This is a genomic window from Nocardia sp. NPDC020380 (assembly GCF_044386975.1).
In the GTDB taxonomy this organism is placed as follows: Bacteria; Actinomycetota; Actinomycetes; order Mycobacteriales; family Mycobacteriaceae; genus Nocardia.
Genome location: NZ_JBIRVQ010000015.1, coordinates 37,128 through 61,967, shown reverse-complemented (window position 1 = coordinate 61,967; position 24,840 = coordinate 37,128). Strand labels below are relative to the sequence as shown.

The 24,840-nt window shown below is 69.6% G+C and carries 26 protein-coding genes; 13 read left to right on the top strand and 13 right to left on the bottom strand.

Annotation, left to right across the window (positions count from 1 at the left end; translation table 11 throughout):
* Positions 1–19 precede the first annotated feature (19 nt).
* The 4 genes from ACH438_RS35340 to ACH438_RS35325 are packed head-to-tail and all read left to right on the top strand — an operon-like array spanning position 20 to position 3,348.
* The gene (locus ACH438_RS35340) at positions 20–559 is read left to right on the top strand and encodes a hypothetical protein (RefSeq protein WP_397013422.1); all 540 of its coding nucleotides are present in this window, start codon (positions 20–22) and stop codon (positions 557–559) included.
* A 43-nt stretch (positions 560–602) separates the two neighbouring features.
* Positions 603–890: a hypothetical protein gene (locus ACH438_RS35335; RefSeq protein ID WP_397013420.1), complete on the top strand. Its 288-nt coding sequence runs from the start codon at positions 603–605 to the stop codon at positions 888–890.
* 40 nt (positions 891–930) lie between these two features.
* Positions 931–1,509, top strand: coding sequence for a hypothetical protein (locus ACH438_RS35330; RefSeq protein WP_397013418.1), 579 nt, complete (start codon positions 931–933; stop codon positions 1,507–1,509).
* Positions 1,510–1,530: 21 nt separating this feature from the next.
* Entirely contained in the window at positions 1,531–3,348 is a 1,818-nt protein-coding gene (locus tag ACH438_RS35325) for a hypothetical protein (RefSeq protein WP_397013416.1), read from the top strand.
* Here the strand turns inward: ACH438_RS35325 and yidC are convergent.
* From yidC to ACH438_RS35310, 3 genes are all read right to left on the bottom strand, one after another.
* Complete coding sequence (yidC, locus tag ACH438_RS35320; RefSeq protein WP_397013413.1) at positions 3,285–4,082, bottom strand: membrane protein insertase YidC; 798 nt, start codon at positions 4,080–4,082, stop codon at positions 3,285–3,287. The two genes, ACH438_RS35325 and yidC, sit on opposite strands and share 64 nt — an antisense overlap.
* Positions 4,083–4,154: 72 nt before the next feature.
* On the bottom strand, positions 4,155–4,448 hold the full coding sequence (locus tag ACH438_RS35315) for a DUF6412 domain-containing protein (protein ID WP_397013409.1): 294 nt from the start codon (positions 4,446–4,448) through the stop codon (positions 4,155–4,157).
* Between the two features lie 47 nt (positions 4,449–4,495).
* Positions 4,496–4,783, bottom strand: coding sequence for a putative quinol monooxygenase (locus ACH438_RS35310; protein ID WP_397013405.1), 288 nt, complete (start codon positions 4,781–4,783; stop codon positions 4,496–4,498).
* A gap of 146 nt (positions 4,784–4,929) precedes the next feature.
* Between ACH438_RS35310 and ACH438_RS35305 the strand changes: the two genes are divergently transcribed.
* A complete protein-coding gene (locus ACH438_RS35305; protein ID WP_397013400.1) occupies positions 4,930–5,820 on the top strand; it encodes a helix-turn-helix transcriptional regulator in 891 nt (296 codons plus the stop codon).
* A 47-nt stretch (positions 5,821–5,867) separates the two neighbouring features.
* Here the strand turns inward: ACH438_RS35305 and ACH438_RS35300 are convergent, their stop codons facing one another.
* The 4 genes from ACH438_RS35300 to ACH438_RS35285 all read right to left on the bottom strand — a co-directional run bounded on the left by ACH438_RS35300 (position 5,868) and on the right by ACH438_RS35285 (position 10,290).
* Complete coding sequence (locus ACH438_RS35300; protein ID WP_397013396.1) at positions 5,868–6,467, bottom strand: maleylpyruvate isomerase family mycothiol-dependent enzyme; 600 nt, start codon at positions 6,465–6,467, stop codon at positions 5,868–5,870.
* A 70-nt stretch (positions 6,468–6,537) separates the two neighbouring features.
* Positions 6,538–8,097, bottom strand: a complete 1,560-nt coding sequence (locus tag ACH438_RS35295; protein WP_397013858.1) for a serine/threonine-protein kinase — start codon at positions 8,095–8,097, stop codon at positions 6,538–6,540.
* A gap of 293 nt (positions 8,098–8,390) precedes the next feature.
* Positions 8,391–9,272: an arylamine N-acetyltransferase gene (locus ACH438_RS35290; RefSeq protein WP_397013392.1), complete on the bottom strand. Its 882-nt coding sequence runs from the start codon at positions 9,270–9,272 to the stop codon at positions 8,391–8,393.
* Between the two features lie 85 nt (positions 9,273–9,357).
* Complete coding sequence (locus ACH438_RS35285; RefSeq protein WP_397013390.1) at positions 9,358–10,290, bottom strand: NAD-dependent epimerase/dehydratase family protein; 933 nt, start codon at positions 10,288–10,290, stop codon at positions 9,358–9,360.
* 144 nt (positions 10,291–10,434) lie between these two features.
* On the opposite strand from ACH438_RS35285, the gene ACH438_RS35280 reads away from it, so the two are divergent.
* Entirely contained in the window at positions 10,435–12,924 is a 2,490-nt protein-coding gene (locus tag ACH438_RS35280) for an FtsX-like permease family protein (RefSeq protein WP_397013388.1), read from the top strand.
* Positions 12,925–12,936: 12 nt separating this feature from the next.
* Here the strand turns inward: ACH438_RS35280 and ACH438_RS35275 are convergent, their stop codons facing one another.
* Positions 12,937–13,899, bottom strand: a complete 963-nt coding sequence (locus ACH438_RS35275) for an alpha/beta hydrolase family protein (protein ID WP_397013385.1) — start codon at positions 13,897–13,899, stop codon at positions 12,937–12,939.
* 40 nt (positions 13,900–13,939) lie between these two features.
* Positions 13,940–14,587: a TetR/AcrR family transcriptional regulator gene (locus tag ACH438_RS35270; protein ID WP_397013382.1), complete on the bottom strand. Its 648-nt coding sequence runs from the start codon at positions 14,585–14,587 to the stop codon at positions 13,940–13,942.
* Between the two features lie 83 nt (positions 14,588–14,670).
* Here ACH438_RS35270 and ACH438_RS35265 point away from each other — a divergent pair, with 83 nt between their 5' ends.
* The 4 genes from ACH438_RS35265 (at position 14,671) to ACH438_RS35250 (ending at position 17,622) form a co-directional block, all read left to right on the top strand.
* Positions 14,671–15,390 carry an SDR family NAD(P)-dependent oxidoreductase gene (locus ACH438_RS35265; protein ID WP_397013380.1) on the top strand — a complete coding sequence of 240 codons (720 nt, stop codon included), beginning with the start codon at positions 14,671–14,673 and terminating at the stop codon, positions 15,388–15,390.
* Between the two features lie 68 nt (positions 15,391–15,458).
* A complete protein-coding gene (locus tag ACH438_RS35260; protein ID WP_397013378.1) occupies positions 15,459–16,637 on the top strand; it encodes a winged helix DNA-binding domain-containing protein in 1,179 nt (392 codons plus the stop codon).
* Between the two features lie 187 nt (positions 16,638–16,824).
* Positions 16,825–17,310, top strand: coding sequence for a tellurite resistance TerB family protein (locus ACH438_RS35255; protein WP_397013376.1), 486 nt, complete (start codon positions 16,825–16,827; stop codon positions 17,308–17,310).
* Positions 17,311–17,457: 147 nt separating this feature from the next.
* A complete protein-coding gene (locus tag ACH438_RS35250; RefSeq protein WP_397013374.1) occupies positions 17,458–17,622 on the top strand; it encodes a hypothetical protein in 165 nt (54 codons plus the stop codon).
* A 32-nt stretch (positions 17,623–17,654) separates the two neighbouring features.
* Here ACH438_RS35250 and nadC read toward each other — a convergent pair whose 3' ends face one another.
* The 3 genes from nadC to nadA form a co-directional block, all read right to left on the bottom strand.
* A complete protein-coding gene (gene nadC / locus ACH438_RS35245) occupies positions 17,655–18,515 on the bottom strand; it encodes a carboxylating nicotinate-nucleotide diphosphorylase (RefSeq protein WP_397013372.1) in 861 nt (286 codons plus the stop codon).
* An 85-nt stretch (positions 18,516–18,600) separates the two neighbouring features.
* A complete protein-coding gene (locus tag ACH438_RS35240) occupies positions 18,601–20,262 on the bottom strand; it encodes an L-aspartate oxidase (RefSeq protein ID WP_397013370.1) in 1,662 nt (553 codons plus the stop codon).
* Positions 20,263–20,314: 52 nt separating this feature from the next.
* The gene (nadA, locus tag ACH438_RS35235) at positions 20,315–21,376 is read right to left on the bottom strand and encodes a quinolinate synthase NadA (protein ID WP_397013368.1); all 1,062 of its coding nucleotides are present in this window, start codon (positions 21,374–21,376) and stop codon (positions 20,315–20,317) included.
* A gap of 78 nt (positions 21,377–21,454) precedes the next feature.
* On the opposite strand from nadA, the gene ACH438_RS35230 reads away from it, so the two are divergent.
* Positions 21,455–22,201, top strand: a complete 747-nt coding sequence (locus ACH438_RS35230; protein WP_397013366.1) for an NrtR DNA-binding winged helix domain-containing protein — start codon at positions 21,455–21,457, stop codon at positions 22,199–22,201.
* Here the strand turns inward: ACH438_RS35230 and ACH438_RS35225 are convergent.
* Positions 22,164–22,697, bottom strand: a complete 534-nt coding sequence (locus tag ACH438_RS35225; protein WP_397013364.1) for a DUF6069 family protein — start codon at positions 22,695–22,697, stop codon at positions 22,164–22,166. The two genes, ACH438_RS35230 and ACH438_RS35225, sit on opposite strands and share 38 nt — an antisense overlap.
* 250 nt (positions 22,698–22,947) lie before the next feature.
* Between ACH438_RS35225 and ACH438_RS35220 the strand changes: the two genes are divergently transcribed.
* Complete coding sequence (locus ACH438_RS35220; RefSeq protein ID WP_397013362.1) at positions 22,948–23,820, top strand: FAD-dependent monooxygenase; 873 nt, start codon at positions 22,948–22,950, stop codon at positions 23,818–23,820.
* The gene (locus tag ACH438_RS35215) at positions 23,763–24,839 is read left to right on the top strand and encodes a methyltransferase (protein ID WP_397013856.1); all 1,077 of its coding nucleotides are present in this window, start codon (positions 23,763–23,765) and stop codon (positions 24,837–24,839) included. The genes ACH438_RS35220 and ACH438_RS35215 overlap by 58 nt, the downstream gene beginning before the upstream one ends.
* Position 24,840 lies beyond the last annotated feature (1 nt).

Here is a 24,840-nt window from a genome sequence, read left to right as displayed (position 1 = left end):
TCCAGAGAAGGAGCTCGTCATGAACACCGAATCGACCGATCAGACCATCCCGTTCGACCCGTTCGACCCGTCCCTGCACCTGGAATACCTGTACGGCCCGCAGTGGCGGACCGTGGTCTCCATCGTGGAACGCGCCGCCCAGCTCACCGCCGAGGAGCGGGAGAAGATGAACGCGGAGGCGGGCAAGCAGATGCAGGCCGGCATGGCCGCCTTCACCGGCGGCGGTGGCGGCCTGGCGGGCCTGCTGGCCGGCCTGGGCCAGCAGCAGGACACCGATCCGCAGCCCCTGCAGATCGCGACCGAGACGGCCAAGGAATTCGGCCGCACCCGCAATGTGCAGACCGCCGGAATGGTGGCGGGCCAGGCGGTTTCGGCCACTCCGGCGGCGACCGGCGGCGATATCGCCGGCCTGCTGCAGTCGCTGGGCTCGATCGGCACGCTGACCGTGGTGAGCCAGGCCGTCACCGCGGCGGTGCTGAGCGACCTGGTCGGCCGCGGCCGCTTCACCCAGGACGTCTACGACGCCCTGCTGCGGCCCTGGACCGACGTCATCTCCTGATCCGTTCCGGCACCAGATCCGTTCCGACGCAGAGGAGTTCGCCATGCGGGAAACGCAGTTCACGACCGGCGGCACCGGTGCGAGCACCGTGGATCCGATCGGCGGCCTGCTCGATATCCGTTCCGCCCCCGTGGCTTTCGGATACTACGAGGAGAACGCCGCCGACGCCGCGACCATCGCGCACAACCATCGCCGCATCCGCGGCCGGGTGGGCTGGTGGAACCGGCATCGGCGGATCCGGCTCGGGGTCGGGATGGCGCTGGTGGCGAATCTGGGATTCCTGCCCGCGGTGCAGGATGCCGTGCTGACGGGGTTGTCTCATGTCGCGTAGCACGGGACGGCAGGTGGCGACGGTCATCGTAGGTTGCACGATGACCGTCGCCGCCCTGGCCGGCTGCACGAAACAGCCGGACGACGCCGCCCCGCCCGACCCGGACACCGCCGACTGCAGCACCGGCGGCCACGCAGCGAGCGGCCTGCAGGACACCTTCAAGTCCCTGTCCGATCAGCTGAACGGCATCGGCCCCGCCTCCGACCGCGGCGACACCGCCGAGGTGGAACGCCGGGTCCAGGAGGCGGCACGCCTGTCGGCCGCCATCGACACCCGGTTCGGCGCCGCGACGGATACGATGACATCGCCGCTGTCCCGCCGGGCGTTCACGGCCGTCGCCGACGCCGGCACCGCACTGCACGACGCATTGACGCACCTCGCGCAGGCCATCGACGGCACCGCCCCCACCGCGGACACCGTCGAATCGGTCCAGCGGTCCTTGCACGCACTCGACACATCGGTGGAGGGAATGCGGTTGTCCTGCTCAACGGTTTTCGCCGATTCGACCGTCTCGCCGCAGCCCGGCACGGGACCCGGCCCGGCCTTCGGGCCGCCGAGCCGTGCCGGCGCCCATCCGGCTCCGGCGAACGCGCCACTGTCCGGCACGGACGGCCGGTAGGGACCGTTGCCGGAGTCCGGAGTGGATCGGCTTCCCCGCCAGGCGGATTCGCCCGGCGGGGAGGCGGGCGGCCCGGACAGCCGCGCCGTCTTCGCGGCGCGGCTGACGGCCCTGTTCGCGGCGGCCCGCGACTCCACGGTGAAATCCGTGATCCGCGCGGCCAATACCCGGCTGCGGCCCGGCTGCACGCCGATCACCGCGCAGCGGATCAGCGACTGGCGGCGCGGTAATCGCACGCCCGCCGCCTTCGAATCGGTGCTGCCGGTGCTGGAGGTGCTGATCCGCGAGGTGGGCTCCCGCCCGCCGGATGCGCGGCTGGACGCCGGCCTGCTGGATCTCAAACGCTGGCGCGCGGATTGGCAGGCGGCCCGCACCAGCCCCGAACCCGCGGTGAACCGCGGCCGCGCGCCCTATCACGGCCTCGGCTCCTGCCGGCAGGCGGAAGCCGACCTGTTCTTCGGTCGCGAGGGTGCGCTGCGGCGGCTGTGGGATCTGATCATCGCCGCGGAGTCCGGTCCGGATCCGGCGCTGGTGGTGTTGTGCGGCGCACGGGGACTCGGCAAATCGTCACTGCTGTCGGCGGGACTGCTCGGGAATCCGGGTGCGCGCGAACCGATCCGGATCACCCCGCACGACGATCTGGATGCGGTCCTGGATGCGGCGCCACGCGGGCATCGGCTCCTGGTGGTGGATCGGATCGAGCGGTTGTTCATCAAGGGCACCCCCGAGGAGACCCAGCGTTTCCTGGAACGCCTCACGGAATTGGCCGCACCGCAGGCCGAGTCCGATTCGGCCGCACCGCAGGCCGAGCCGCGCACCACCGTCGTCATCTCCTGCGACAGCGCGTATCTCACCGAACTGACCCGGCAGCCGGCGCTGGCCGCGACCCTGCGCAGGCCGACCATGCTGCTGGAGCCGATGACGGAAGCCGAGCTGCGCGAGGCGATCACGCGCCCGGCCGCGGCGGTCGGGCTGAAGGTGGAGGACAGCCTGGTCGAGGTGCTGTTGCACGATCTGGCCGTCTTCGATCCGCACAGCCCGATCCGGTTGCCGATGCTGTCGTATGTGCTCTCGCAGACCTGGGCGCATCGCACCGGCAGCACGCTCACGCTGGAGGCCTATCGCGAATGCGGTGGCGTCGACGGCGCTTTCGCGAAGGGCTGCGAGCTGATCTGGGATCGCCTGAACGAGCGGGACCGGGTGGCGACCCGGCATGTGCTGGTGGCGCTCACCTTCATCGGCCCGACCGCCGCGCAACGCGACCGCATCTCCCCCGACCTGCTGATCCAGGAGTCCGAGGATCCCGCGGCGACCGCCGCCGTGATCGCCTGGCTGACCCGTGCGCAGTTCCTGGTGCGGCGCAAGGACCGGATCGAACTGGTACACGATCTCATGCTCACCGCGTGGCCGCGCATGACCGAATGGCTCAGCGAGGAACGGGAATTCGCGGCCCTGCGCCCGCGCATCGAGGCCGATGCCCGCGAATGGTCGCGGCAGGGCCGCCCGCCGCGGCTGCTGTACCGGCGGGCCCGGCTCGACGATGCCATGGCCTGGTTGCGGCGCACGGGTACGCCGAATCGGCTGGCGCGCGAGTTCCTGTCCGATTCCATGGCCCGGCACCGCCGCCGCCTGCTGCGCCGCCGCCTGGTCCAGGTGGTGATCGCGGTGCTGGTGGCGATCGCGGTGGTGCTGGCCGTGGCATTGTTCGTGGCGCGCGCCTCGACCACGGAGGAGCAGCGCGGCGCCGCGGTGAGCGTGCGGGCGATCCCGGGCGATCAGCCTTCCACGCCGGTCGCGCGGACCGGGACCTCGGCCTTGGCCCTGTCCTCGCGCCCGTAGATCAGGTGCTGCTGCCCGAAGGTCCACGCGTTCTGGGTGACGAAGTACAGCAGGATGGCGACCGGCATGACCGGCCCGAAGACCAGCACGCCCAGCGGGAACACCCACTGCGACAGCATGTTCATGATCCGCGTCTGCTGTGCCGCCGCGTCATTGGCGGGCCGCGGCTGCCGCGCCACCGAGGCGCGCGCGCTGAAATAGGTGGCCACGGCGGCGATGATCATGAGCGGAATCGCCACCGCCGCAACCGATCCCAGCGCGCCGCCCGCCGTGGTCAGGGTCGCGCTGAGGTGCACCCCGAACAACTTGGCGTCGAGGAACGACTGCACCTGCGTGGTCGAGAACACGTAGTTGGCGACGTGCGGATTCTTGAACGAGCGCAGCACGTGATACAGCCCGATGAACACCAGCGACTGCCCCAGCAGCGGCAGGCACCCGAGCAGGACGTTGAACCCCTTCTCCTGCTGGAGTTGCTGGATCTCGGCGGCCTGTTTCTCCCGGTCACCGGCGTGCTTGCGCTGGATCTCCTTGATCTCGGGCTGTATTTCGGCCATGGTCCGCTGGAAGCGCAACTGCGCCATGAACGGCCGGATGAGCAGGGCGCGCAAGGTCATGACGAGGAAGACGATGGCGAGCACCCAGGCGAGCCCGCTGCCCGTGCCGAGCACCGCGGAGAAGGCCGTGTGCCACAACCACAGCACGGCGGACACGGGGTAGTAGATGAAATCGAGCATGGCAGGACACCTCACGAGGATGGTGCGAACGGGGACAGTCGTCTGCCCGGCCGATGCCGCGGAAGGGCACGGTCAGGCGAGGACTGTTCCTGGCGCGCGCGGACGCGGGCGCCCCTCGGTGTCGGGATTGCTCTGCCGCAGGAAGGCCCCGCGCCGCCGCCGGCTCGCCGATTCCGGCGGCCCGTAGGTCGCGGTGACCGGCGCTACCGCGCGGGCGGTGACGAGGGTCGCGGCGAGGGTGGCGATCAGCACGGCCGCGCCGAGCACCAGCAGCGAGTTGGGTTGCGCGGCGGCCAGATAGAGGACCGCCCACGCGGAGACCACGAGCGCGCACAGCAGCAGCGCCGTCGATCGAATCCGCGTCATCACGGATCCGAGCGTACCGGTGCACCCGGCCGCACGCGAACGGCGTACTACTCGGCGACGAGGCGGCGGATGACCATGGGTTCGCCGAGAATCCCGTCGAGCACGCCGGCGACATGTTCGAAGTGCGGGGTGCGGAAGTGTTCCTCGAGTGCCTCGGCGCTGGTCCACTCCTCGACCACGACCATGTGCGCCGGATCGTTCGGGTTGGCGAAGGGCTGGTAGGCGAGGCAGCCCGGTTCGGTGAGGGACGGCTCGATCATCGACTCCAGTGCGGTCCGCAGCCGGTCCTCGTGGCCTTCGGTGGCGCGGAGTTCGGCGACGACGTGCAGCGACATGGGGTGCTCCTGATTTCTTTCCGGATGCCGGATCCGTTCCGGCCTGTCACCAACTCTGGTGTGCCGCGCACCCGGTAAACAGAGCCGGACGATCCTGGGCACGCGACGACCAGGCTCCGGATCGGCCCGGTCTGGATACTGGTCACATGACCTTGGACCGGCGTGCCGAACTCGGCGAATTCCTGCGCTCCCGCCGCGCCCGCCTGCGCCCGGAGGAGGTGGGCCTGATCGATCACGGCGCCCGCCGCCGCGTACCGGGGCTGCGCCGCGAGGAACTGGCCCTGCTGGCCGGGGTCAGCGTCGACCACTATGTGCGCCTGGAACAGGGCCGCACCCTGCACTTCTCCGAATCCGTACTGGATGCGGTGGCGCGGGCGCTGCGATTGAATCCGATCGAACGCGATCACCTCTACCGCCTGGCCCGGCCCTGGTCCGGCGAGGAACCCGCCTCCGCGCAGCAGGTCCGGCCCGGCCTGAAACGACTGGTCGACGCCGCCACCGACGTCCCCGCCTACGTCGTCGGACGCGGCACGAACATCCTGGCGTGGAACCGCCTGGCGGCCGCCCTCACCACCGATTTCGGTGCGCTGCCGCCCGCGGAACGCAACAAGGCCCGCCTGGTCTTCCTGGACGAGGGCATGCGCGAACTCTACGAGGATTGGCCCGCCAAGGCCGCCGATGTGGTCGCCTACCTGCGCCTGGACGCCGCCCGCAATCCCGGCGACCCCGGCATCGCCACCCTCATCGACGACCTGCACCGGGCCAGCCCCGAATTCCGTGCGCTCTGGGAGCAGCACGAACTCAAGGACAAGACCCACGGCCGCTACGTCTACCTGCACCCGGTGGTCGGCCGCATCGACCTGGGTTTCGAAACCCTGCGCCTGCCCGACGCCCCGGATCAGGCCCTCATCGCCTACACGGTCGAACCGGGCTCGCCTTCCGAAACCGCGTTGCGTTTGCTCGCGGATTGGGCCGCTGACGTGGCATTCGTCCCCAGCTGCCCGACGGTGGCGCAGCGTCGGGACGCCCAGTCCTGACACCTCCTGCTCCCGGACATCCCCTACCCCGACCTGCTGAACGAGTCTCAGGCCATGCGGGCCCGCAGTGCCGGCACGCCGTCGCCTTCCAGATCGTCCAGTGCGATGCCGCGCCCGACCATGGCCAGCGCCAGCGCTTCGCCCGGCCCGCGCACCAGCGGTCCCGACCCCTTGCTCCACTTGGTGTCGGTGGCTTCCCAGCGCAATCCCTTCAAGTACTTCCGCGGATTCGCGTAGGGGTCGGGTTTGTCGAGGACCGCGGCCAGTCGTTCGGCGGGCACCTTGCGCGCGTAGCCGAGCGGGCGGCGAATGTCCTGCTGGTGCACGAACATATCGGCGAGCGCCAAGCGTGGCGCGCAGCGTGCGAACCAGCCGTCGGGCCGGTCCAGCCGGTCCACCAATTCGGCGGTCGGCAGTGCCCGAAACCGGTCGACGAGGGCCTGATTGATCCGGTTCACGGAGGGATTACGCAGGCCCAGTAGTAGATACGCCGCCAGGGAAATGCTGTCGGCCTGCAGGTGGCCGACGACGTCGCGCACCTGCCAGCCCATACACAGCGAAGGCGTTTCCCATTCGGTTTCGGTGAGTGAGCGCAGCAGTTCCACCAGTTCGCCGCGCTCGTCGTCGAGCATCCCCCGCACAGTCATGACGAAAGGCTAACCACCGCAGGGCGATCCGGAAAGAGTCCGGTGCGGCGCAGCTGCGCCGCACCGGGTGCTAGCGGGTGTCGCTGTCGATCTTGGGGCCCTGGCCGGAGTCGACGACGCGGAGGGTGAAGCCCTTGCTCTTGCTGCCGTAGGTCAGGTTGGCGAGCGACATGTCCACGGAGCCATCGGCATTGACGCTGTCGTTGCCGCGGGCGCCGGAGATGCTGGAGTAGCGGGTGACCCGGTTGTCGGTCCAGTACTGCTGGAAGGCCTGCTGGCTGCCGTACACCTGCTGGGCGGCGGGCGTGAGCAGCGAATAGGCGTCCGAGAAGCTCAGATTGACGAGGTCGCCATAGAACTTGTCGATGATGTCCGCGGCGGTGCCGACGTCGACCTGCCCGGCGCTCTTGGTCTGCCCGAGCCCGCCGGTGGACGGCTGGCCGGCCGTGGCTGAGGTGGAGGTCTTGGCCGCGGAGGTGCCGCCGGTCTGGTTGCCGGAGCTGCTGGAGCCGGAGCTCAGGATGCCGAACACCACGCCGCCGATGACCACGACGGCCGCGACGAGCGCGATCCAGATCAGCTTCCGTTTCGAGCCGCCGCCGTCGGGTTCGTAGTCGGGCAGCGGGGTGGACTGGGTGGGCGGACCGGCGGGCCGGCGCGGCGGTGGAGTTTCCAGCAGCGCGGCGGCGCTCATGGCGCCGGTGGGGATGTCGGCGGCCTGCGATTGCCGCCGGTCCAGCTGCCGGGTGGCCTGGCGTTGCGGCGCCTGGCGGGCGGGGGCGCTGGGCGGCGGGGTGGCCTCGCCGTTGCGCCGGTATTGCAGGACGCGGGTGGCTTCCGCATCGGGCCCGATCTCGGCGAATTCGGCCATGATGTCGCGCACTTCGAGCATGCTGGGCCGGTCTTCCGGCTCGAAGCTCAGCAGTGCGAGCAGCAGGTCGCTCAGCGGCCCGGCATTGCGGGGCTCGCTGATCTGACCGTTGGCGGCCGCGTAGAGCAGGGCCAGCGGGTTGGGGTTGGTGCCGTAGGGCGGTTCGCCTTCGAGGGCGTGGAAAAGCGTTGCGCCCAGGGCGAAGACGTCGGCGGCCGGGGTCGGTTCGGCGCCGCGCGCGACCTCGGGGGCGAGGTAGGCGGCGGTGCCGGAGATGAGCCCGGTCGCGGTGAGGGTCACGTCACCCTTGGATTTGGCGATGCCGAAGTCGGTGATCTTCACCGCCCCGTTGTCGCCGAGCAGGATGTTGCCCGGCTTGACGTCGCGGTGCACGATGCCGGCGCGGTGCGCGGCGATCAGTGCGGAGGCGACGGCTTCGCCGATGCGGGCTACCTGCGGCAGCGGCAGCGTGCCCTGCGCGGACAACACCACGGCGAGGCTCTGCGAGGGCAGATATTCCATGACCAGGCACGGGTCGCCCTCGTGCTCGGTGATGTCGAATACGACGATCGCGTTGGGGTGCTGGAATCGGGCGGCATTGCGGGCCTCGCGGGCCGCGCGCTGACGCACGATGTCCTTATCGGCCTGCGACAGGCTCGGCTGGGTGAGGATCTGTTTGACCGCCACCGAACGTTCCAGCCGCTCGTCGACGGCACGCCAGACGACACCTGTGCCGCCGCTACCAATCCGTTCGACCAGGCGGTAATGCCCTGCGATCTTTTGGCCGGTTTCGATGGCACTACTCCGTGGTTCTCCGAGACGACTGATAAATCGCGGTTGCCCGCGTGTTTCCCCGCACGAGTGTAGCGGGCCGCGAGCGTCCCGCCGACGTCAGCGTGAGATATGAGCGAGATCTCGGTGAGATCTACGCCGCAGCGGGGTGACCGTTGTGTGACCGGCTACGCGAAATCGCTGCTCAGAGCCTTGTCGAGAGTAAAAACAAACCCTTCGGTTCTATTGGTTGCTGTTCCGCCCGCTTTCGCTCCCAGCTATCACCGCACCCGCCGCGCCACCGCCGCGGGCCACTCGGCCCGGACCAGCAGCGCCGCATCGGCCGCATCGAGCTCGATGTCGAACACCTCCGCGAGCACCTTCGGCAACTCGGCCGGCTCCAGCGCCCGCATCTCCTCGGTCCCGTCGGGGTAGGCGGTGGTCCAGGTGGTGTCGTCGAGCACGTGATGCGCCACCGGCAGGAACCGCTGCACGAACGGGCGCTGATTGAACGGCGATCGCGGCGCGGTGGCCACATAGTGACTTCCGACCACGTAGTCGATGCGGTACTGCGGATTCACCGTGAAGGTGTACCGGTCGATCCAGCCGTCCCGGCCGAACTGCCGCAGCGTCCACTCCTCCTCCCCCACCGGGCCGTACGCCAGGTTCAGCGCGAACCGCCATGCGCCGAGCGCGAATTCGCCGCGGCCGGCGGTGAGCTCGACCGGTTCCAGCGGGCCCGCGCCGAAACCCACGTCGACCAGCCACGCGTGCGGGTCGTCGGCGGTCCGCACGCGCAGCAGGGCGTGGGTGGCGGGCAGCAGTCCGTGCGCGCCCATGACGACCCGGCCGGAGATACCGGTGAATTCGAAGCCGAGGCGTTCCAGCGCGGCCGCGAACACGCCGACCTGCTCGTAGCAGTAGCCGCCGCGCGGGCGGCGGATCAGCTTGTCCTGCAGGGGTTCCATGTCCAGGGGTACGCCGCGGCCGAGGATGATCTCGAGATTCTCGAACGGGATGGTGGTGGTGTGCGCGTAGACCAGACCGCGCAAGGTGGCGAGGGTGGGCGTGCGCTCACCGTCGTATCCGATCCGGGCCAGATAGGCGTCCAGATCCAGTTCCGCGCCGTTCCACCGGTAGGACGGATCCACCGCGTCGCTCATCGCTGTCCTCTCGCCGTCCGCACATCCCGACCTTCAAGATCTGTCGTGCACAACCCCGTTCGGGGCGAGACTGTTCCGGTGCGCCTCAGTGCACGGCGTTCGCGATGGTGGGGAGGCCCTCCCGATAGGTCGGGTAGGTGGGCTTCCAGCCGAGTTCGCTCTTCGCCTTGGCATTGGCGGGCCGGATCGACAGATCGAGCATCTGCGCGGCCGCCAGCGGTGATCCCAGGCGTAGCAGCCGGCCGGGCATGCGCAGCGGCGGACGCGCGCCGACGGTGGCGGCCATGGCGTCGAACATGGTGTCCCACGTGACGGGCTCGTCGTCGACGATGTTGTAGGCCTGCCCGCCGCGCCCGTGTTCGAGCGCGGCGACGGTGGCCGCGGCGGCGTCCTCCACATGCGTCCAGCCGATGTATCCGGTGCCGGACGACGCGACCGGGAGCAGGCGCGCCTTCAGCGCGCGCACGAAGGTGTCGGAGGCGCCGGGACCGTAGAAGAGCCCGTAGCGCAGCGCGATTCCGTCGATGCCGGACACGCGCCAGGCGTACGACTCGGCCTCGTGCAGCGAGCCGATGACGGAGTCGTTGACGTCCCCGGGTATCCGCCCGAACGGCGCCGCCTCGGTGACGGGTCCCGGTCCGTGGTCGCGGATGCCGTAGCCGAGGATCAGGGATTGGGTGACGTACCGTGTGGCCCCGGCTCTTTCGGCGAGTTCCACCAGGTTCCGGCTGCCGGTGGCGCGAAGTGCGTTGGTGCGCAGCAGTCCCGGGCTGTGATAGTGGGTGGGCGGCGAGTGCCGGTAGGCGGTGAGCTGATGGATCACCGCGTCGGCGGAGAGGCGTTCGGTGGCGTGCAGGAGGTCCTGGCGGTCCATCACATTGGCCACCAGCGGGGTGCCGCCGAGCGCGCGGATGACCTCCGCGCCGCGCCCGCCCCGGGTGAGCCCGTAGACCTGATGCCCGGACTGCTGCAGGGCTGTGACCAGTGGTCGCCCGATTGCTCCGGTTGCTCCTGCCACCACGACTTTCATCACGTACCAGCCCTGTCTCGCCCGTCCCTCGTTCCCTACCGAGATTAGCGTCCGATACGCCACCGTGACCTTTGCGGACAGCAAGCTGCCGGGACATGGACAGCGGTACCACAGGCCCCTAGCCTCGAACCCATGATCGCGCTGCTGGACCGGCTGCGGCTGTTCAATATTCGCGAGTTCACCACCCACTGGGGACGGACGGCGGCGTCGCTTCTGGTCATGGCGGTGTCCTCGGCGCTGCTGGTCGCGGTGTTCGGGATCTCGGGCTCGCTCACCGGGTCGGTGGCGCGCCTGTCCTCGGGGCTGTCGGGCACTGCGGCGCTGGAGGTTTCGGGGGTCACCGACGCGGGATTCGCGGCCTCGGTGCGGGATTCGGTCGCGGCGGTGCCCGGTGTCGTGGCGGCGGTGCCCATGCTGCAGGCGAGCGTCGGACCGGATTCGAATCGGCTGCTGGTGCTCGGGGTGGACGCGTCCAGCGCCGCCCTGCACAGTGACCTGAACAGCGCGGTGCAGCCGGATCAGCTCGGCGCGCTGCTCGGCGTGCCGAACGGGGTGCTGGCGGGGCCGGCGGCCGGGTTCACGAAAGATCAAGCGGTGCAATTGGGTCCGGTCCGGGTGACCATCGCGGCGGTGCCGGCGGGCAAGCAGTTGTCGCAGTTGAACGGCGGGCACTACCTGGTGGCGCCGTTGCCGCTGGCGCAGCGGATCACCGATCGAGTCGGTCAGCTGGATTCGGTGCTGGTGGTGGCGGCCCCGAATACCGATGCGGCGCGGCTGACTTCGGCGGTGACGGCGGCGGTGGCCGGGCGGGCCCTGGTGGCGGCGCCGAGCGCCAAGGCGGCGCAGACCGGGAGCGGCGTCACCATGGTGCGATTCATCTCGTCCATGGGTGCGGGCATGGCGTTCGTGGTGGCGGCCTTCCTCATCTACAACACCATGAGCATGGCGCTGGCCGGGCGGCGGCCGGTGATCTCCATGTTGCGGGCCATCGGCGGGCGCAAGCAGACCATCGTGCGGGATGTACTCGCGGAGGCGACCGTGCTGGGCCTGATCGGCGGGGCGATCGGCGCGGGCCTCGGGGTGCTGGCCGGGCGGTGGGCGATCGGGATTCTGCCGGGCGCGTTCACCCAGGTGGTGCAGGCGCGGCTGCTGTACATCCTGCCCTGGTACGCGATTCCGGTCGCGATCGCGGCGGCCACGCTGACCAATATCGCGGCGTCCGGGGTGGCGGCGCGGCAGGTGTACCGGGTGTCGCCGGTGGAGGCGCTGGCGCCCGTCGGGGCCTCACGGGTGGATACGGTGTCGCGGCGGCTGCGGGTGCTCGCGGCCGTGGCCGGCGTACTGCTGATCGCGGCGGCGATCCTGATCCAGCGGGCGCATCTCGGGCTGTTCGCGACGGTCGCGCTGGGGTGCGCGTTCGGTGCGGACATCTGCCTGGCGTTCGCGTTCGCGGGACCGATCGTGCGGGTGACCGCGGCGGCCGCGCGGCGGCTCGGGCCGGCCGGGGTGCTGGCGGGGGTGAATATCGACCGGGCGCCGCGGCGGGTGTGGGCGACGCTGATGACGGTCACCATTGCCGTGGGTCTCACGGTGACCATTACCGGCGCGAATGCCGATGCGGTGCGGGCCGCGCGGGACAGTCTCGCCTCCATCTCGGATGCCGATGCGTGGGTGAGCGCTTCGGCCGAGGACATGACGCCCACCGATCTGCTGCCCGCGGGCCTGGCCGATCGGGTGGCGGCGGTGCCCGGCGTGGGCAGGCTGACGCAGGGGCAGATGGCCTTCGCCACCCTCGGCGGCACGAAAGCCCTTGTCTACGGCGTGGATCCGGATACGGACTACTCCATGTACCGCCAGCTCGATTCCGGTATCCAGCAGCGGCTCTTGCAGGGCGACGGTGTGGTGCTGTCCCGGGATCTGGCTCGCACACTGCATGTTTCGACCGGTGACGAGTTGACGGTGCAGACGCCCAGCGGTGAGCAGCGCACGCGTGTACTCGAGACGGTGTCCTACTTCTCGGCATTGGCCGGTACGGCGGCCATCAGCCTGAATCTCATGCGCGAGTGGTTCGCCCGGCCCGGCGCCACCACGCTCCAGATCGATGCCGCGCCGGGTGTGAACCGGCAGCGGTTGATCGACGCGATCCGGGCCGTCGTGCCGCCGGGCGTGTTCGTCTTCTCGGGTGCGGCGGCGCTGGACGGCGTGAGCAAATCCATGCAACAAGGTTTGGCGTTGTCGCAGGCGATGCTGGTGATCGTGGCGGTGATTTCCGGTATGGCACTGCTGAATACGCTCACCTTGGCACTGCTGGAACGCCGCCGTGAGCTCGGCATTCTGCGGGCCGTGGGTTCCAGCCGGCGCTTCGCCCTGCGCATGGTGCTGGCCGAGGCGGCCGCGATCGGTGTGGTCGGTGCGGCGCTGGGGGTGCTGTTCGGGCTGACCGATCAATACTTCTATTCGCTGCTGGCCGCCGATGTGCTGGGCATCGACGTGGCCTTCCGGCCGGGGCTGTTGCTGGCCGTATTCACGCTCGGCGCATTGACTTTGAGCCTGCTCGGCTCGATTCCGCCCGCCGTGCGCGCGGCCCGATTGAACATCGTCGACGCGGTCAGCGCCGACTAGCCGGAATCCGGATCAGGCCGCGCACTTGGCATTCGGCGGGGCGGGCGGCGCGGTGTCGATGCCCTTGGCGATATCGATGAGGTAGTCGTGGCCGCCGAGTGGTTCGGTGCCCTGCAGCAATCGCTGGACGGCACAACCGGATTCGAAGAACACGGGGTTGATGCCGTGGTCGCCGGGCACGATATTGCCGCCGAGATCGCGGCCGCTGACGACCGTGTACATGGAGACGGGTTTGCCGGTGAGGGTGAGCGCGGCCCGCATCTCCAGGGACTGCGGGTAGGGCACCAGCGGGTCGGCGGTGCCGTGCAGCAGGACGGCCTGGCGGACGCCGATTCGATTGGCCAGGAAGGCCGGTGAGCGGTCCAGGTAGGCCTGCGGGCAGGTCAAGGGATTGCAGCCGCCGGCATCGCGTTCGATCTGCGGGCGCAGGCCGGGTCCGGCGAGCGGGGCCTCCAGCCAGGCGGTGATATCGCCGGCGTGCCCGAAGGTGTCGACCCAGTAGTCGTAGGTGCCGGGCGGTGCGTAGGCGGCGGCGAGCCCGCTGGTGACGCCGCCCTGACTCCAGCCCCACAGCACGGTCGGCCCGATGCCGGGGTGTTCGGCGCGGTACCACTGGGTGGCGGCGACGGTGTCGCGCCAGCCCGCCCAGACGTTCCATTCGCCGGTGCGCCATTGGCCGGTATCGGAGCGCTGATCCATGGTGACCAGTGCGGCGCCGGTCTCGCGCACGATCGAACTCATGTAATCGGGGAAGTCCGCGGCGCTGCCGTCATGTCCGTGCACGGCCACGATGAGCGCTCGGGCCCCGCCGTCGGGTTCGTAGACCCGGCCGGTCGCGGTCTCGCCGTCCACCGTCAGTTCGACCGGTCGCATCGACACCCCCGTTGCGGCCGAAACCTCCGGCGCCGCACCGGTAGTCGTCGCGAGCCAGCCCAGGATCACGCCCAGTGCCGCCAGCAGAGTCCGACTTCGCACGCCCGAATCATCCCATGTGGCGGCGGCCGAATCGGGCACCTCAGGTGCGCCGCGTGGCGGCGACCGCCGGCTGCCCGGGGTCGCGGAGGCTGTCGAGGAAGAAGCGGGTACGCCGGTCGTAGTCCGCGCGGGTGGGCGGCGGCAGGTTCCGGAGTGCGAGCCCGTTGGCGATATCGGCGTAGTAGAGGTCGCCGGAAGTGAAGTCCCGGCGCAGAACTCCGGCCTCGCGGCCACGGCGGACCAGTTCCTCGGTGGCGTCGGTGGCCGCATTGGCCAGGGCCACGAGTTGCCGGGATTCCGGGTAGGCCATGAGCAGGGCATCGGTGAACGAGGGTTCGCGGTACTGCAGATCGCGGCGGTCGGTGATGTAGGTGGCGATGCTCTCCCACGGATCCGGTACGCGCCGGGCCTTTTCCATGATCGCGTACATCTCCGTGGCGACGAGCTCGCCGATGACGGCATCGATCAAGCCCTGCCGCCCGCCGAAACGGTTGTAGATGGTCGCCTTGCTGACGCCGGCGGCCGCGGCGATCTCTTCGAGGGGCGTGCTCAGCCCGCGGCCGTGGAAGGCCGCGATGGCGGCGGATCGGATCCGGTCGACATTGCGCGCGGCATCGGCGCGCAGGGCACTGCCCTGCGGGGTGGATGCGGCGCTCGCCGGGTCGGTGGCATCGGTCATGGGGCTCATCGGGTCCGACTCTAACAACTTGACGGTGCCGTCAAGTTGACGGTACCGTCAATTTGGCTGGTAATCGACCCATTGGAGGCGTTATGTCGAAGTCCATAGCCGTTTTCGGAGCAGGTCCCGCCCTCGGCCGAGCCGTTGCCGAGCGCTACGCCGAGGAGGGGTACGCGGTCGTGCTCGTGGCCCGGAACAAGGAATCGCTCGACGCGCTGGCGGAAGAACTGCGCGATAAAGGGGCGATCGCGCACGTGGTCACCGCCGACCTGTCCGATATCGAGGCCATACCGCGTGTCGCCGAGCAGATCCGGGCGGCCGCGGGCGATCCCGACGTGTTGTATTACGGCGCGGCGGCCAACGGTTTCATCCCTGCGCTCGAGCTGACCTTGGAACGCGCCCAGGCCATGCTGCCCCTCGGCCTGTACGCATTGCTGGAGTTGGTGCGGGAGTTCTTGCCGGCCATGCTCGTTCGCGGTGACGGCGCGATCCTGAGCGCGCAGGGCGCCAGCGCCCTGCGCGGCATGCCGTTCATCGCGGGCGGGTTCGCGCTGGCGGCGCAGCGCAACTACCTGCAGTCGCTGCACGCCGCGGTGGGCGACAAGGGCGTGTACGTCGGCGGCCTCTACATCGGCGCGGCCATCGAGCACAGTCCCTTCCATGCCGCGCGGGAGGCCGCCCGGGCTTCGGGCGCGCATGTCCCGGACATGCCGTCGGTCGACCCGCGGGTGCTCGCCGGGTTGCTCTGGACGATGCAGCAGGCCAAAGGCAGCCCCGAGGCCACTTTCCCCGAGCGTCCCGCCAACCCCTGAGCAGCCGCGGGGAGCGATCCGCACCCGTGCCCGACCTGAGATGCACCGCCGCAGGCTAGGATTCGATCATGCGTTCGATGGATGTCGCGGAGCGGCGGGCACGGGTGGCAGTGCGGCATCGGCTGGCGCCGGGGCTGCGGTCGGATGATGTGAACGACGTGGTGCGGTCGATGGTGGTGCTGCACGCGACCGATCCGGCGACGGTGTTCCTGTCGGTGGCGGCGCGCGGGCGCGGGATCGAGCCCGCGCACGTGGAGAAGGCGCTGTACGAGGACCGGACACTGCTGCGCATGCTGGCCATGCGCCGCACCATGTTCATCGCGCCGCTCGAATTGGTTCCGGCACTGCAGGGTTCGTGCGCGGATCAGCTGGCGGCCAAGCAGCGCCGGACCTATGGGCGGTATCTCGAGCAGTCGGGGGCGGTCGAGGGGCGGATCGCGGACTGGTGGCGCGAGGTCGAAGAGGAGACGCATGCCGCACTGCTGGCGCGCGGCAGTGCCACCGGGGCGCAGTTGAGCAAGGAGGTGCCGCGGCTGCGCACGCAGGTGAACACCGCGCCGGACAAGCCGTATGCGAAGCCGACCAATATCACCACCTGGGTGCTGGTCACGCTGGGCTGCGAGGGGCGGATCGTGCGCGGGCGGCCGAACGGTTCCTGGTCGAGCAGTCAGTATTCCTGGGCGCCCGTCGAATCCTGGCTGCCGCAAGGCATTCCGGCGCTGGCCGCCGGGGAGGCGCGGGTCGAGCTGGTGCGGGCCTGGTTGCGGACGTTCGGTCCGGCGCCGTTGACCGATCTCAAGTGGTGGACCGGCTGGACCGTCGCCGAGGTGCGGAAGGCGTTGGCGCACTTGGCTATCGCCGAGGTCGATCTGGACGGTGTCACCGGTCTGGTGCTGGCCGATGATCTCGAGCCGACCGCGGCGCCGGAACCGTGGGCGGCGCTGCTGCCCGCGCTGGATCCGACGCCGATGGGCTGGCAGTCGCGGGACTGGTTCCTCGGCCCGCATGCGGCGTCCCTGTTCGATCGCAGCGGCAATATCGGGCCGTCGATCTGGTGGGACGGCCGGATCGTGGGCGGCTGGGCGCAGCGGCCCGATGGTGAGATCGCCTGGCGGCTCCTGGAGGACGCGGGTTCGGCGGCGAAGACCGCGATCGCCGCGGAGGCCGCCCGCCTGGGTGAGTGGTACGGCGAGGTGCGCCCCACCCCGCGCTTCCGCACACCGCTCGAGCGAGAGCTCAGCGCCTAGCGGGAGATGCGCGAGGGCGACGCGGTCCGTTGGTCGGACGCCGTTCGGGATAGGTAGCGTCCAGCTTGCTCGGCATCAGCGGCGAGCCTGTCGGTCGGCAGACTGTTAATGTCGGGTTCGTACCTTTGCACAGTCCGGGCTCGGCCACGGGGGTCTGTCGGTCCGGGAGTTTTTCGGAGTGTGTGTCATGGCCTTCTCGCACCGTCTCGTCACCGATGCCGCCGCGTCCGGGCATCCGCCGGATCCCGCGCCGCACTGGCGGGAGCAGTTGCTCGCGCAGCGAAACGAGTTGCGCGGTGACTCATTTCGGGATGCCACCGTGGGGCTGTGTGCCCTGGTGGCGAGCGCGGCGGGGACCGCGGATCCGGCGGCGCGCATGCGGGTGGCGCAGCGGCTGGGGGCCGAGGTGCTGTTGCAGCACTTTCCCGGGGAGGCGTTGCGGAATCTGTTCGAGGACAACTGCTCCCGGATCGCCATGGATCCGGCGTTCGGGCGGGCGTACGTCATGCAGGAAATCGCGGGCGTGACGGGTAATCCGGCGCAGGCTCGGGCAGTTGTCCAGCTTGCGCTGCTGATCGGTAGCGCCGGTAGCGAATTCACAGCGAACGAGACCCTTGCCGTCAAGGAGGCTTGCCAGGTGCTGTATCTGGACCCACAGGAGTTCAGTCTCTAGTCCTTGACAGGCCAATTCGGGACCTAATGGACAAACCTCCTCGAACTCCTCGAGGAAACCGTAAAGACCGCTGGATTCCGCTGGACAACGGCGGGCAAACACCGCACGCTAGGTGCGTTTGAGTCCGAGCGAGAGGTGCGTTCCGGCATGGCGATCCAAGGCTTCGTGAATATCCTGCTCGATACCGTGCACCCCAACCGCGGCTGGCGGTACTGCGGTATGTGCATCGGTTCCGGCCGCTGCGGGCCGGACTTCTGCTCCGTCTGCGGCGGTACCGGCTGGCTGGCCGAAACCCCGCCGAACAGCCGCTGAGCGGAGCAGCCGCCCGATTCGTCCGGGTCCTCTCACATATCCAGACCGAGGTCCAGCACCTTGATGGAATGGGTGAGCGCGCCGACGGCGAGATAGTCCACTCCGGTGCGGGCGTAGTCACCGGCGGCGGCGAGCGAAAGCCCGCCCGAGGACTCGAGTTTCGTCTCCGGTGACCGGTTCTTGCGGCGCTGCACCGCCGACTGGGTGGCCCACAGCGGGAAGTTGTCCAGCAGCACCAGCTGCGGCTTTTCGGCCAGCACCTCATCGAGCTGTTCGAGGCTGTCGACCTCGACCTCGCAATCGATATCCGGCCGCAGCTCCCGCACCGCCCGCAGCGCCGCCACCACCGACCCGGCCGCCACCACATGGTTGTCCTTGATGAGCGCCGCGTCACCGAGGCCCATGCGGTGATTCACGCCGCCGCCGACCCGCACCGCGTACTTCTGCAGGGCGCGCAGCCCCGGAAGTGTCTTGCGGCTGTCGCGAATCCGGCAGTTCGTGCCCTCGACGGCATCCACCCACGCCGAGGTCGTGGTGGCGATGCCGGACAGATGGCACACCAGGTTCAGCATGGTTCGCTCGGCCGTCAGCAGCCCCCGGGTCGGCGCCTCGAGCACCAGCACGGTATCCCCCGCCTGCACCCGCGTCCCGTCCGGAATCTGTTCGGTGACTTGATAATTCCCCGCCCCGATCACCTCGTCCAGCACGAGCAGGCCCACGTCCAGCCCCGCCACCGTCCCCGGCTGCCGGGACACCATGGCCGCCTTGGCCACCGCGTCCGCGGGCACCGTGGCCTGCGTGGTGATATCGGGCCCGAACCGCAGATCCTCCTCGAGGGCGGTCCGAATGAGAGCGACGACCGCGTCACGATCCAATCCGGCATCGAGAGTCATTGCTGCACTCCTCTTTCGATCACAAAGCTGGTGGCGATAATGCGAATCCTGGCCGTTCCCAGGGTCTTCCGGCCCCGGGGCGGCCTCATGACGCGGACCTCAGGGCGTGCGCCGGCGCGAATCCCTCGGCGACCAGCTGAGGGCGGCCGCCGGGGCCCAGGCGGACGGCGGTGCTGCGGTGGAGTTCTTCCCGCGAGTTCGGGTAGTCCGAGCGGGTGTGGCAACCGCGGCTCTCGGTACGAGCCGCGGCGGCGATCAGCAGGGACCGGGCGGTGAGAGTCAGCGCCGAATCCTCCAGGGCCCGAATAACTCCCGCCACTTCGAACTTGCCCGACTCGCAGGGCGTGAAGTCCGTCGTGGCCGTGTCCCGATCGCCGAGGGTCAGGTTGGCGTCGGCGTCGGTGAGGAGTTGCATGACGCGGAGGACGGCGGCGCGCAGGCCGTTGCCGTCGCGGACGATATTGGCGTGCTGGGTCATGAGCTCCTGCAGGAGCTTTCGGTCGGCCTTGGGTAGTTGGATGGGGGCGATATCGGTGATGCCGGTGGGTTCGCCGAGTCGCTCGGCCGCGGCGTGACCGGCGCGGCCGCCTACTACCAGGCCTTCCAGCAGGCTGTTGGAGGCCAGTCGGTTGGCGCCGTGCAGCCCGGTGCGCGCCACTTCGCCGGCGGCGTAGAGGCCGCGGACGGTGGTGCGGCCGTGCGGGTCGGTGACGATGCCGCCGCATTGGAAGTGGGCGGCGGGAGCCACCGGGATCAGGCCGGTCTGCGGGTCGATGCCCGCGGCCAGGCAGGAGGCGGTGATGTTCGGGAAGCGTTGCGGGAAGCCGTCTATCGAGCGCGCGTCGAGGTAGACGTGGTCGGTGCCGAGTTCCTGCAGGCGGGCGGCGATGGCTCTCGAGACCACGTCGCGGGGTGCGAGGTCGCCGCGCGGGTGGACGCCCGCGGTCACCGAATTGCCTTCGGAGTCGACGAGAATCGCGCCTTCGCCACGGACGGCCTCGCTGATGAGCGGTCGTCGCCCCAGCCCGCCGGGAGTGAACAGGACAGTCGGGTGGAACTGCACGAATTCCAGGTCGGCGACCGCCGCCCCGGCACGCAGGGCCAGCGCGATCCCGTCCGCCGTGGCGCCGGGCGGGTTGGTGCTGCACGCGTACAACTGCCCGAGCCCGCCGGTGGCGAGCAGCACGGCCGGCGTGTGCACCACGCCGAATCCCTTGTCCGACACCGCGACAACGCCGCGCACGCCGGTCGGCCCGGTGATGATCTCCACCACCGCGGCCCCGAACAGCACCGGCAGCCGGGCCGCGTTCAGGGCGCGCTGCACCTCGGCCCCCGTGGCGTCGCCGCCGGCGTGAATGATCCGCCGCGTGCTGTGCCCGCCCTCCCGGGTGCGGGAAACCTCCCCGTCCCGGCCGAGATCGAACACCGCCCCGAGGTCGGTGAGCGCCGCGACGGCATCCACCCCGCCCTCGACCACGGATCGCACGGCGTCGGGGTCACACAGCCCGGCGCCCGCCACCACCGTGTCCCGCACATGGGATTCCACCGAATCCCCTTGCGGCGCAACCACCGCGATCCCGCCCTGCGCGTACTGCGTGGACGTGTCGGTGGGCCCGCCTTTGCTCAGGGTCAGCACCCGCAGTCCGCGCAGCGAGGCCGTGCGCGCCGCGGTCAGGCCGGCGACGCCGCCGCCGACCACGACCAGGTCGGCCTCGGCCTCCCACTGAATCGATACGGACGTACTCATCGTTGGTCACCTTCTCCCGGACGGTTCTCCGCCGGATGCCGTGCCGGTGGGATTACTCCCCGCCGCCCGGGTTGCCGATTTCGATCATGCGCTGGACCGAGTCGCGGGCCAGGGCGGCGGTTTCCGGGTCGACGTGCACCTCGTCGCGGTTCTCCAGCAGGCAGCGGAGCAGGGCGGCGGGGGTGATCATCTTCATGTACTTGCAGGACGCGCGGTCGTTGACGGCCTGGAAGTCGATGCCGGGGGCGGCTTTTCGCAGCTGGTGCAGCATGCCGACCTCGGTGGCGACCAGCACCTGGTTCGCTGAGCCCTTTGTGGCGCTTCGCGCCGCGGCCGCCTTGGCGGCGTCGATCATGCCGCCGGTGGACAGGATGTGCACCCGGTCGGCGGGGAACTCGCCGGCGCCCGCGAGGTAGAGCGCCGAAGTGGCGCAACCGCATTCGGGGTGCACGAAGAGCTCGGCGTCCGGGTGGGTGCGGGCCTGTTCGTTGAGTTCGTCGCCGTTGATGCCGGCGTGCACGTGGCATTCGCCCATCCAGATGTGGATGTTCTCGCGCCCCGTGACGCGCTTGACGTGCGCGCCCAGGAACTGGTCCGGCAGGAACAGCACCTCGCGGTCCGGGTCGATGGAGGCGACCACGTCGACGGCATTGGAGGACGTGCAGCAGATGTCGGTGAGCGCCTTCACCGCGGCGGTGGTGTTCACGTACGACACCACCAGCGCGTCGGGGTGCTCGGCCTTCCATTCGCGGAGCTGGTCCGCGGTGATGGAGTCGGCCAGGGAGCAGCCGGCCCGCTGGTCGGGGATGAGGACCGTCTTCTCGGGGCTGAGGATCTTGGCGGTCTCGGCCATGAAGTGCACACCGCAGAACACGATGGTGTCCTCGGGCGCTTCGGCGGCTATCCGGGAGAGTGCGAGGGAGTCGCCGACGTGGTCGGCGATGTCCTGGATCTCGGGGAGCTGGTAGTTGTGCGCGAGGATCGTGGCATTGCGCTCCCGCGCGAGTCGCTTGATCTCCTGCGCCCACTCTGGGGTGGCGTCTACGCCGGTGAATCCCGAGGGCCCCTCCGCGATGCGCTCGGCGAGCGTCATCGTGGCAACTGGTGCAGCCATGGCATGGCTCCTTCTCTCATGCGTTCGGCAACCTCCGCCGATTCGCATACAACCGGTTTTCGACTTACAATCGAAAACGTGGCCCATAGTAGCATCATCCACGAAACGCTCACCGCCGTGTTCCAGGTTCGTCGCTTCCCGGCAACCATCAGTGCAGGTGAGAGCGCTAAGGCAGGCGCAGAACGCTGTCCGTCCGATCAGCGGACCGAACTCGCGGTGTTGTTGTGGGAACGCGCGCTGGACCCGGCGAAGGGCACCTGGTCACTCCCCGGGGGCCGCCTGCGCGACGACGAGGACCTCGGCACCTCCGCGGCGCGACAGCTCGCGGAGAAGGTCGATGTGCGGGAGCTGACCCATCTGGAGCAGCTCTCGGTGTTCAGCGATCCGCACCGGGTTCCGGGCGATCGCCGGATCGCCTCGGCCTATCTGGGCCTGGTGCCGTTGACCGCCGAGCCGGAACTCCCGTCCGACACCCGCTGGCATCCGGTGTCGGCGCTGCCGCACATGTCCTTCGATCACGGCATCGTCGTGCAGCACGCGCGAAACCGGTTGGCGGGCAAGCTGTCCTACACGAATATCGCCTTCGGCCTGGCGCCCGCCACCTTCACGCTGTCCACGCTGCGCGAAATCTATTGCGCGGCACTCGGATACGACGTGGATACCACCAACCTGCAGCGCGTCCTGACCCGCCGCAAGGTGATCACCCCCACCGGCGCCACCGCCTCCCCCGGTCGCGCCGGCGGCCGCCCGGCGGCGGTCTACCGCTTCACCGACTCCGAGATCCGGGTCACCGACGAGTTCGCGGCCCTGCGTCCGCCCAGCTGATCCCATCGCCCGGGTGGCGCACCGATCCGGCCGCGACCGTGCCCAGCACGCTCATCAGGCACACGCCCGCTACCAGATCGATGACGGCCGTGGCGATCTGCTCGTCCTGGGCGGCGGAGACGGTGAAGGGCAGGATCACCGCCGCCGCGGTGGCGAGCGCGGTGATCCAGTAGAAGAAGGTGAGCGGGGTGGGCATGAACTCCAGCAGTCCGTGCAGGATGCCGGTGGCCAGCAGGGTGATTCCGGCCGCGCCCAGGGCGTAGGTGGTGGTGTTCGCGGTCCCGTACACGCCCTCGTGCTCGGGTGCGAGGACGGGGATGCCGAAGACACCGCGGACCAGCAGGATGGCCACCAGGATGAGTAGCGCCATCACCACCGCCGTGCCGATCCCGCCCGCCCACAACCGTCCCGAGTGAATCCTCGGCAACGGCTCGGGCGCGGGGTGGTAGGACCTCGGGTCGTAGTGGGGCTGCGGGCTGTACAGGGGTTCCGTCAACGGTTCAGACGACCTACCGCGACCGGACCGGTCGTAGTCGCTCATGGCACGGAAGGTACCCCGCCGCACCCGTGCGCATCGATCGAATGGGTGGAGTCGGGGGTTCCCGGCTCGGAGGATCGGACATTCCGGTCGCCACATTGTGAAACCTGTTGTTTCAGAACCAATCTGTCGCTCCTGGAACAGACTGACAGTTGACACGCGGCGGGGTTTTAACGGAATTGCCGGACTCGTCCTTTACCTTGAGCCGGTGCTCGAGGGAACGAACATCCCCGCCACCACCGTGCTGATTCTCGGCGCGGGCCCGGCGGGCCTGGTACTGGCGAATCTGTTGTGCGAGACGGGAATCGAGTGCATCGTACTGGAACGGCGGAGCCGTGAACATGTCGAACAACGCGCCCGCGCCGGATTCCTGACGCCGGACAGCGTCGCCGTACTGCGCGAGCACGGCCTCGCCGAGGGGCTGAACGCCACCGGGAAGACGCACAGCCTGTGCGAATTCCGCAGTGCGGCCGGGCGATTCGAATTGAACTACGACCTGCTGGGTGACGGTGGGGTGCATACGGTGTACCCGCAGCAGGCGCTGGTGACCGATCTCATCGCGGAGCTGCTGCGGCGCGGCGGGACCATCCACTTCGAGACCACCGTCGAAGCGCTCGGCGATCCGCGGGGCGACCGGCCGTGGGTGCTGGCCCGTGATGGCGCCGGACGCGAACTTCGCTATACCGCACACTATCTGGCCGGTTGTGATGGCGCCCGGGGTGTCGCACGCGGCACGGTACCGTCGGTGCGGGCCGCGCGCGAGCACGACATCACCTGGCTCGCATTGCTGGCGCAGGCGCCGCCGACCACGCACACCGTCATCTACGGGGTGCATCCGGACGGTTTCGCCGGGCAGATGCCGCGCAGTCCCGACATCACCCGCTACTACCTGCAATGCGATCCCGGTGTGTCGCCGGATGATTGGAGCGAGTCGCGGATCTGGCGGGAACTGGGGCGGCGGCTGGATGCCGAGCGGTACGGGCCGTTGTCGCAGGGACCGATCATCGAACGCAGTCTGGTGCGATTGCGTTCGGAGATCCTGGACCCGATCCAGCACGGGCGGCTCTGTCGGAGCACCTGACCGAATCCTGCGATCCGCAGACCCGGCTGCTGCGACTGCTCACCGGCGCCTGGGCCACCCAGGCGCTCGCCACCACCGCAGCGCTGGGAGTGGCGGACCGACTGGCCGCCTTCCCCGGGGCGACCACCGCGGAGCTGGCCCGCGACACCGGTACCGACCCGGACAGCCTGCACCGATTGCTGCGCTACCTGACCGACCTGGACATCGTGCGTCCCAACGGTTCCGGCTTCGAGCTCACCGACACCGGCGCGCTGCTGCCGGCCGCCACGGAACGGTCGCTGCATCCGCTGGCCCTGCTCTACGGTGGCGCCTTCTACGAGTCGTTCGCGCATCTCGGTCACGCTGTTCGTACCGGTCGCCCGGGTTTCGACCACCATTTCGGCAGCCATCAATTCGAATACTTCTCCGCCACAACCCATGGCGCGCAACTCTTCGACGCCGCCATGGCCTCGAGCGCCACCATCTTCGGCCAGGTGGCCGACCTCATCGACCACACCGACGCCCGCACCGTCGTGGATGTGGCCGGCGGCAACGGCGCCCTGCTCGCGGGCCTGCTCCGTTCCGCGCCACACCTGCACGGCATCCTCTTCGAGCGCGCCTCCACCCTGACCGGCGCCCGCGCCGCTCTGGACCGCGCCGACTGTCTCTCCCGCTGCGACCTCATACCAGGCGATTTCACCGAGGCGATCCCACCAGGCGCCGACATCTACCTGCTCTCCCGCGTCCTCCACGACTGGAACGACGAAGAGTGCCACCGCATCCTCGCCAACTGCGCCGCCGCCATGCCCGCCCACGCCCGCCTCTACGTCATCGAACGCCTGCTCCCCGACGACAACGCAACCTCCCTCGCCCCCGCCTGGGACGTCCACATGCTCTGCAATGTCGGAGGCCGGGAACGCACCCTCCCCCACTTCCGCGCCCTCCTGTCCTCGGCCGACCTCCACCTCCGCGAAGTCCAGCCCCTCCCCATGGATTTCGCCCTACTGGAAGTAGTCCCCGCCTCAGTGCGCAACGACTGAC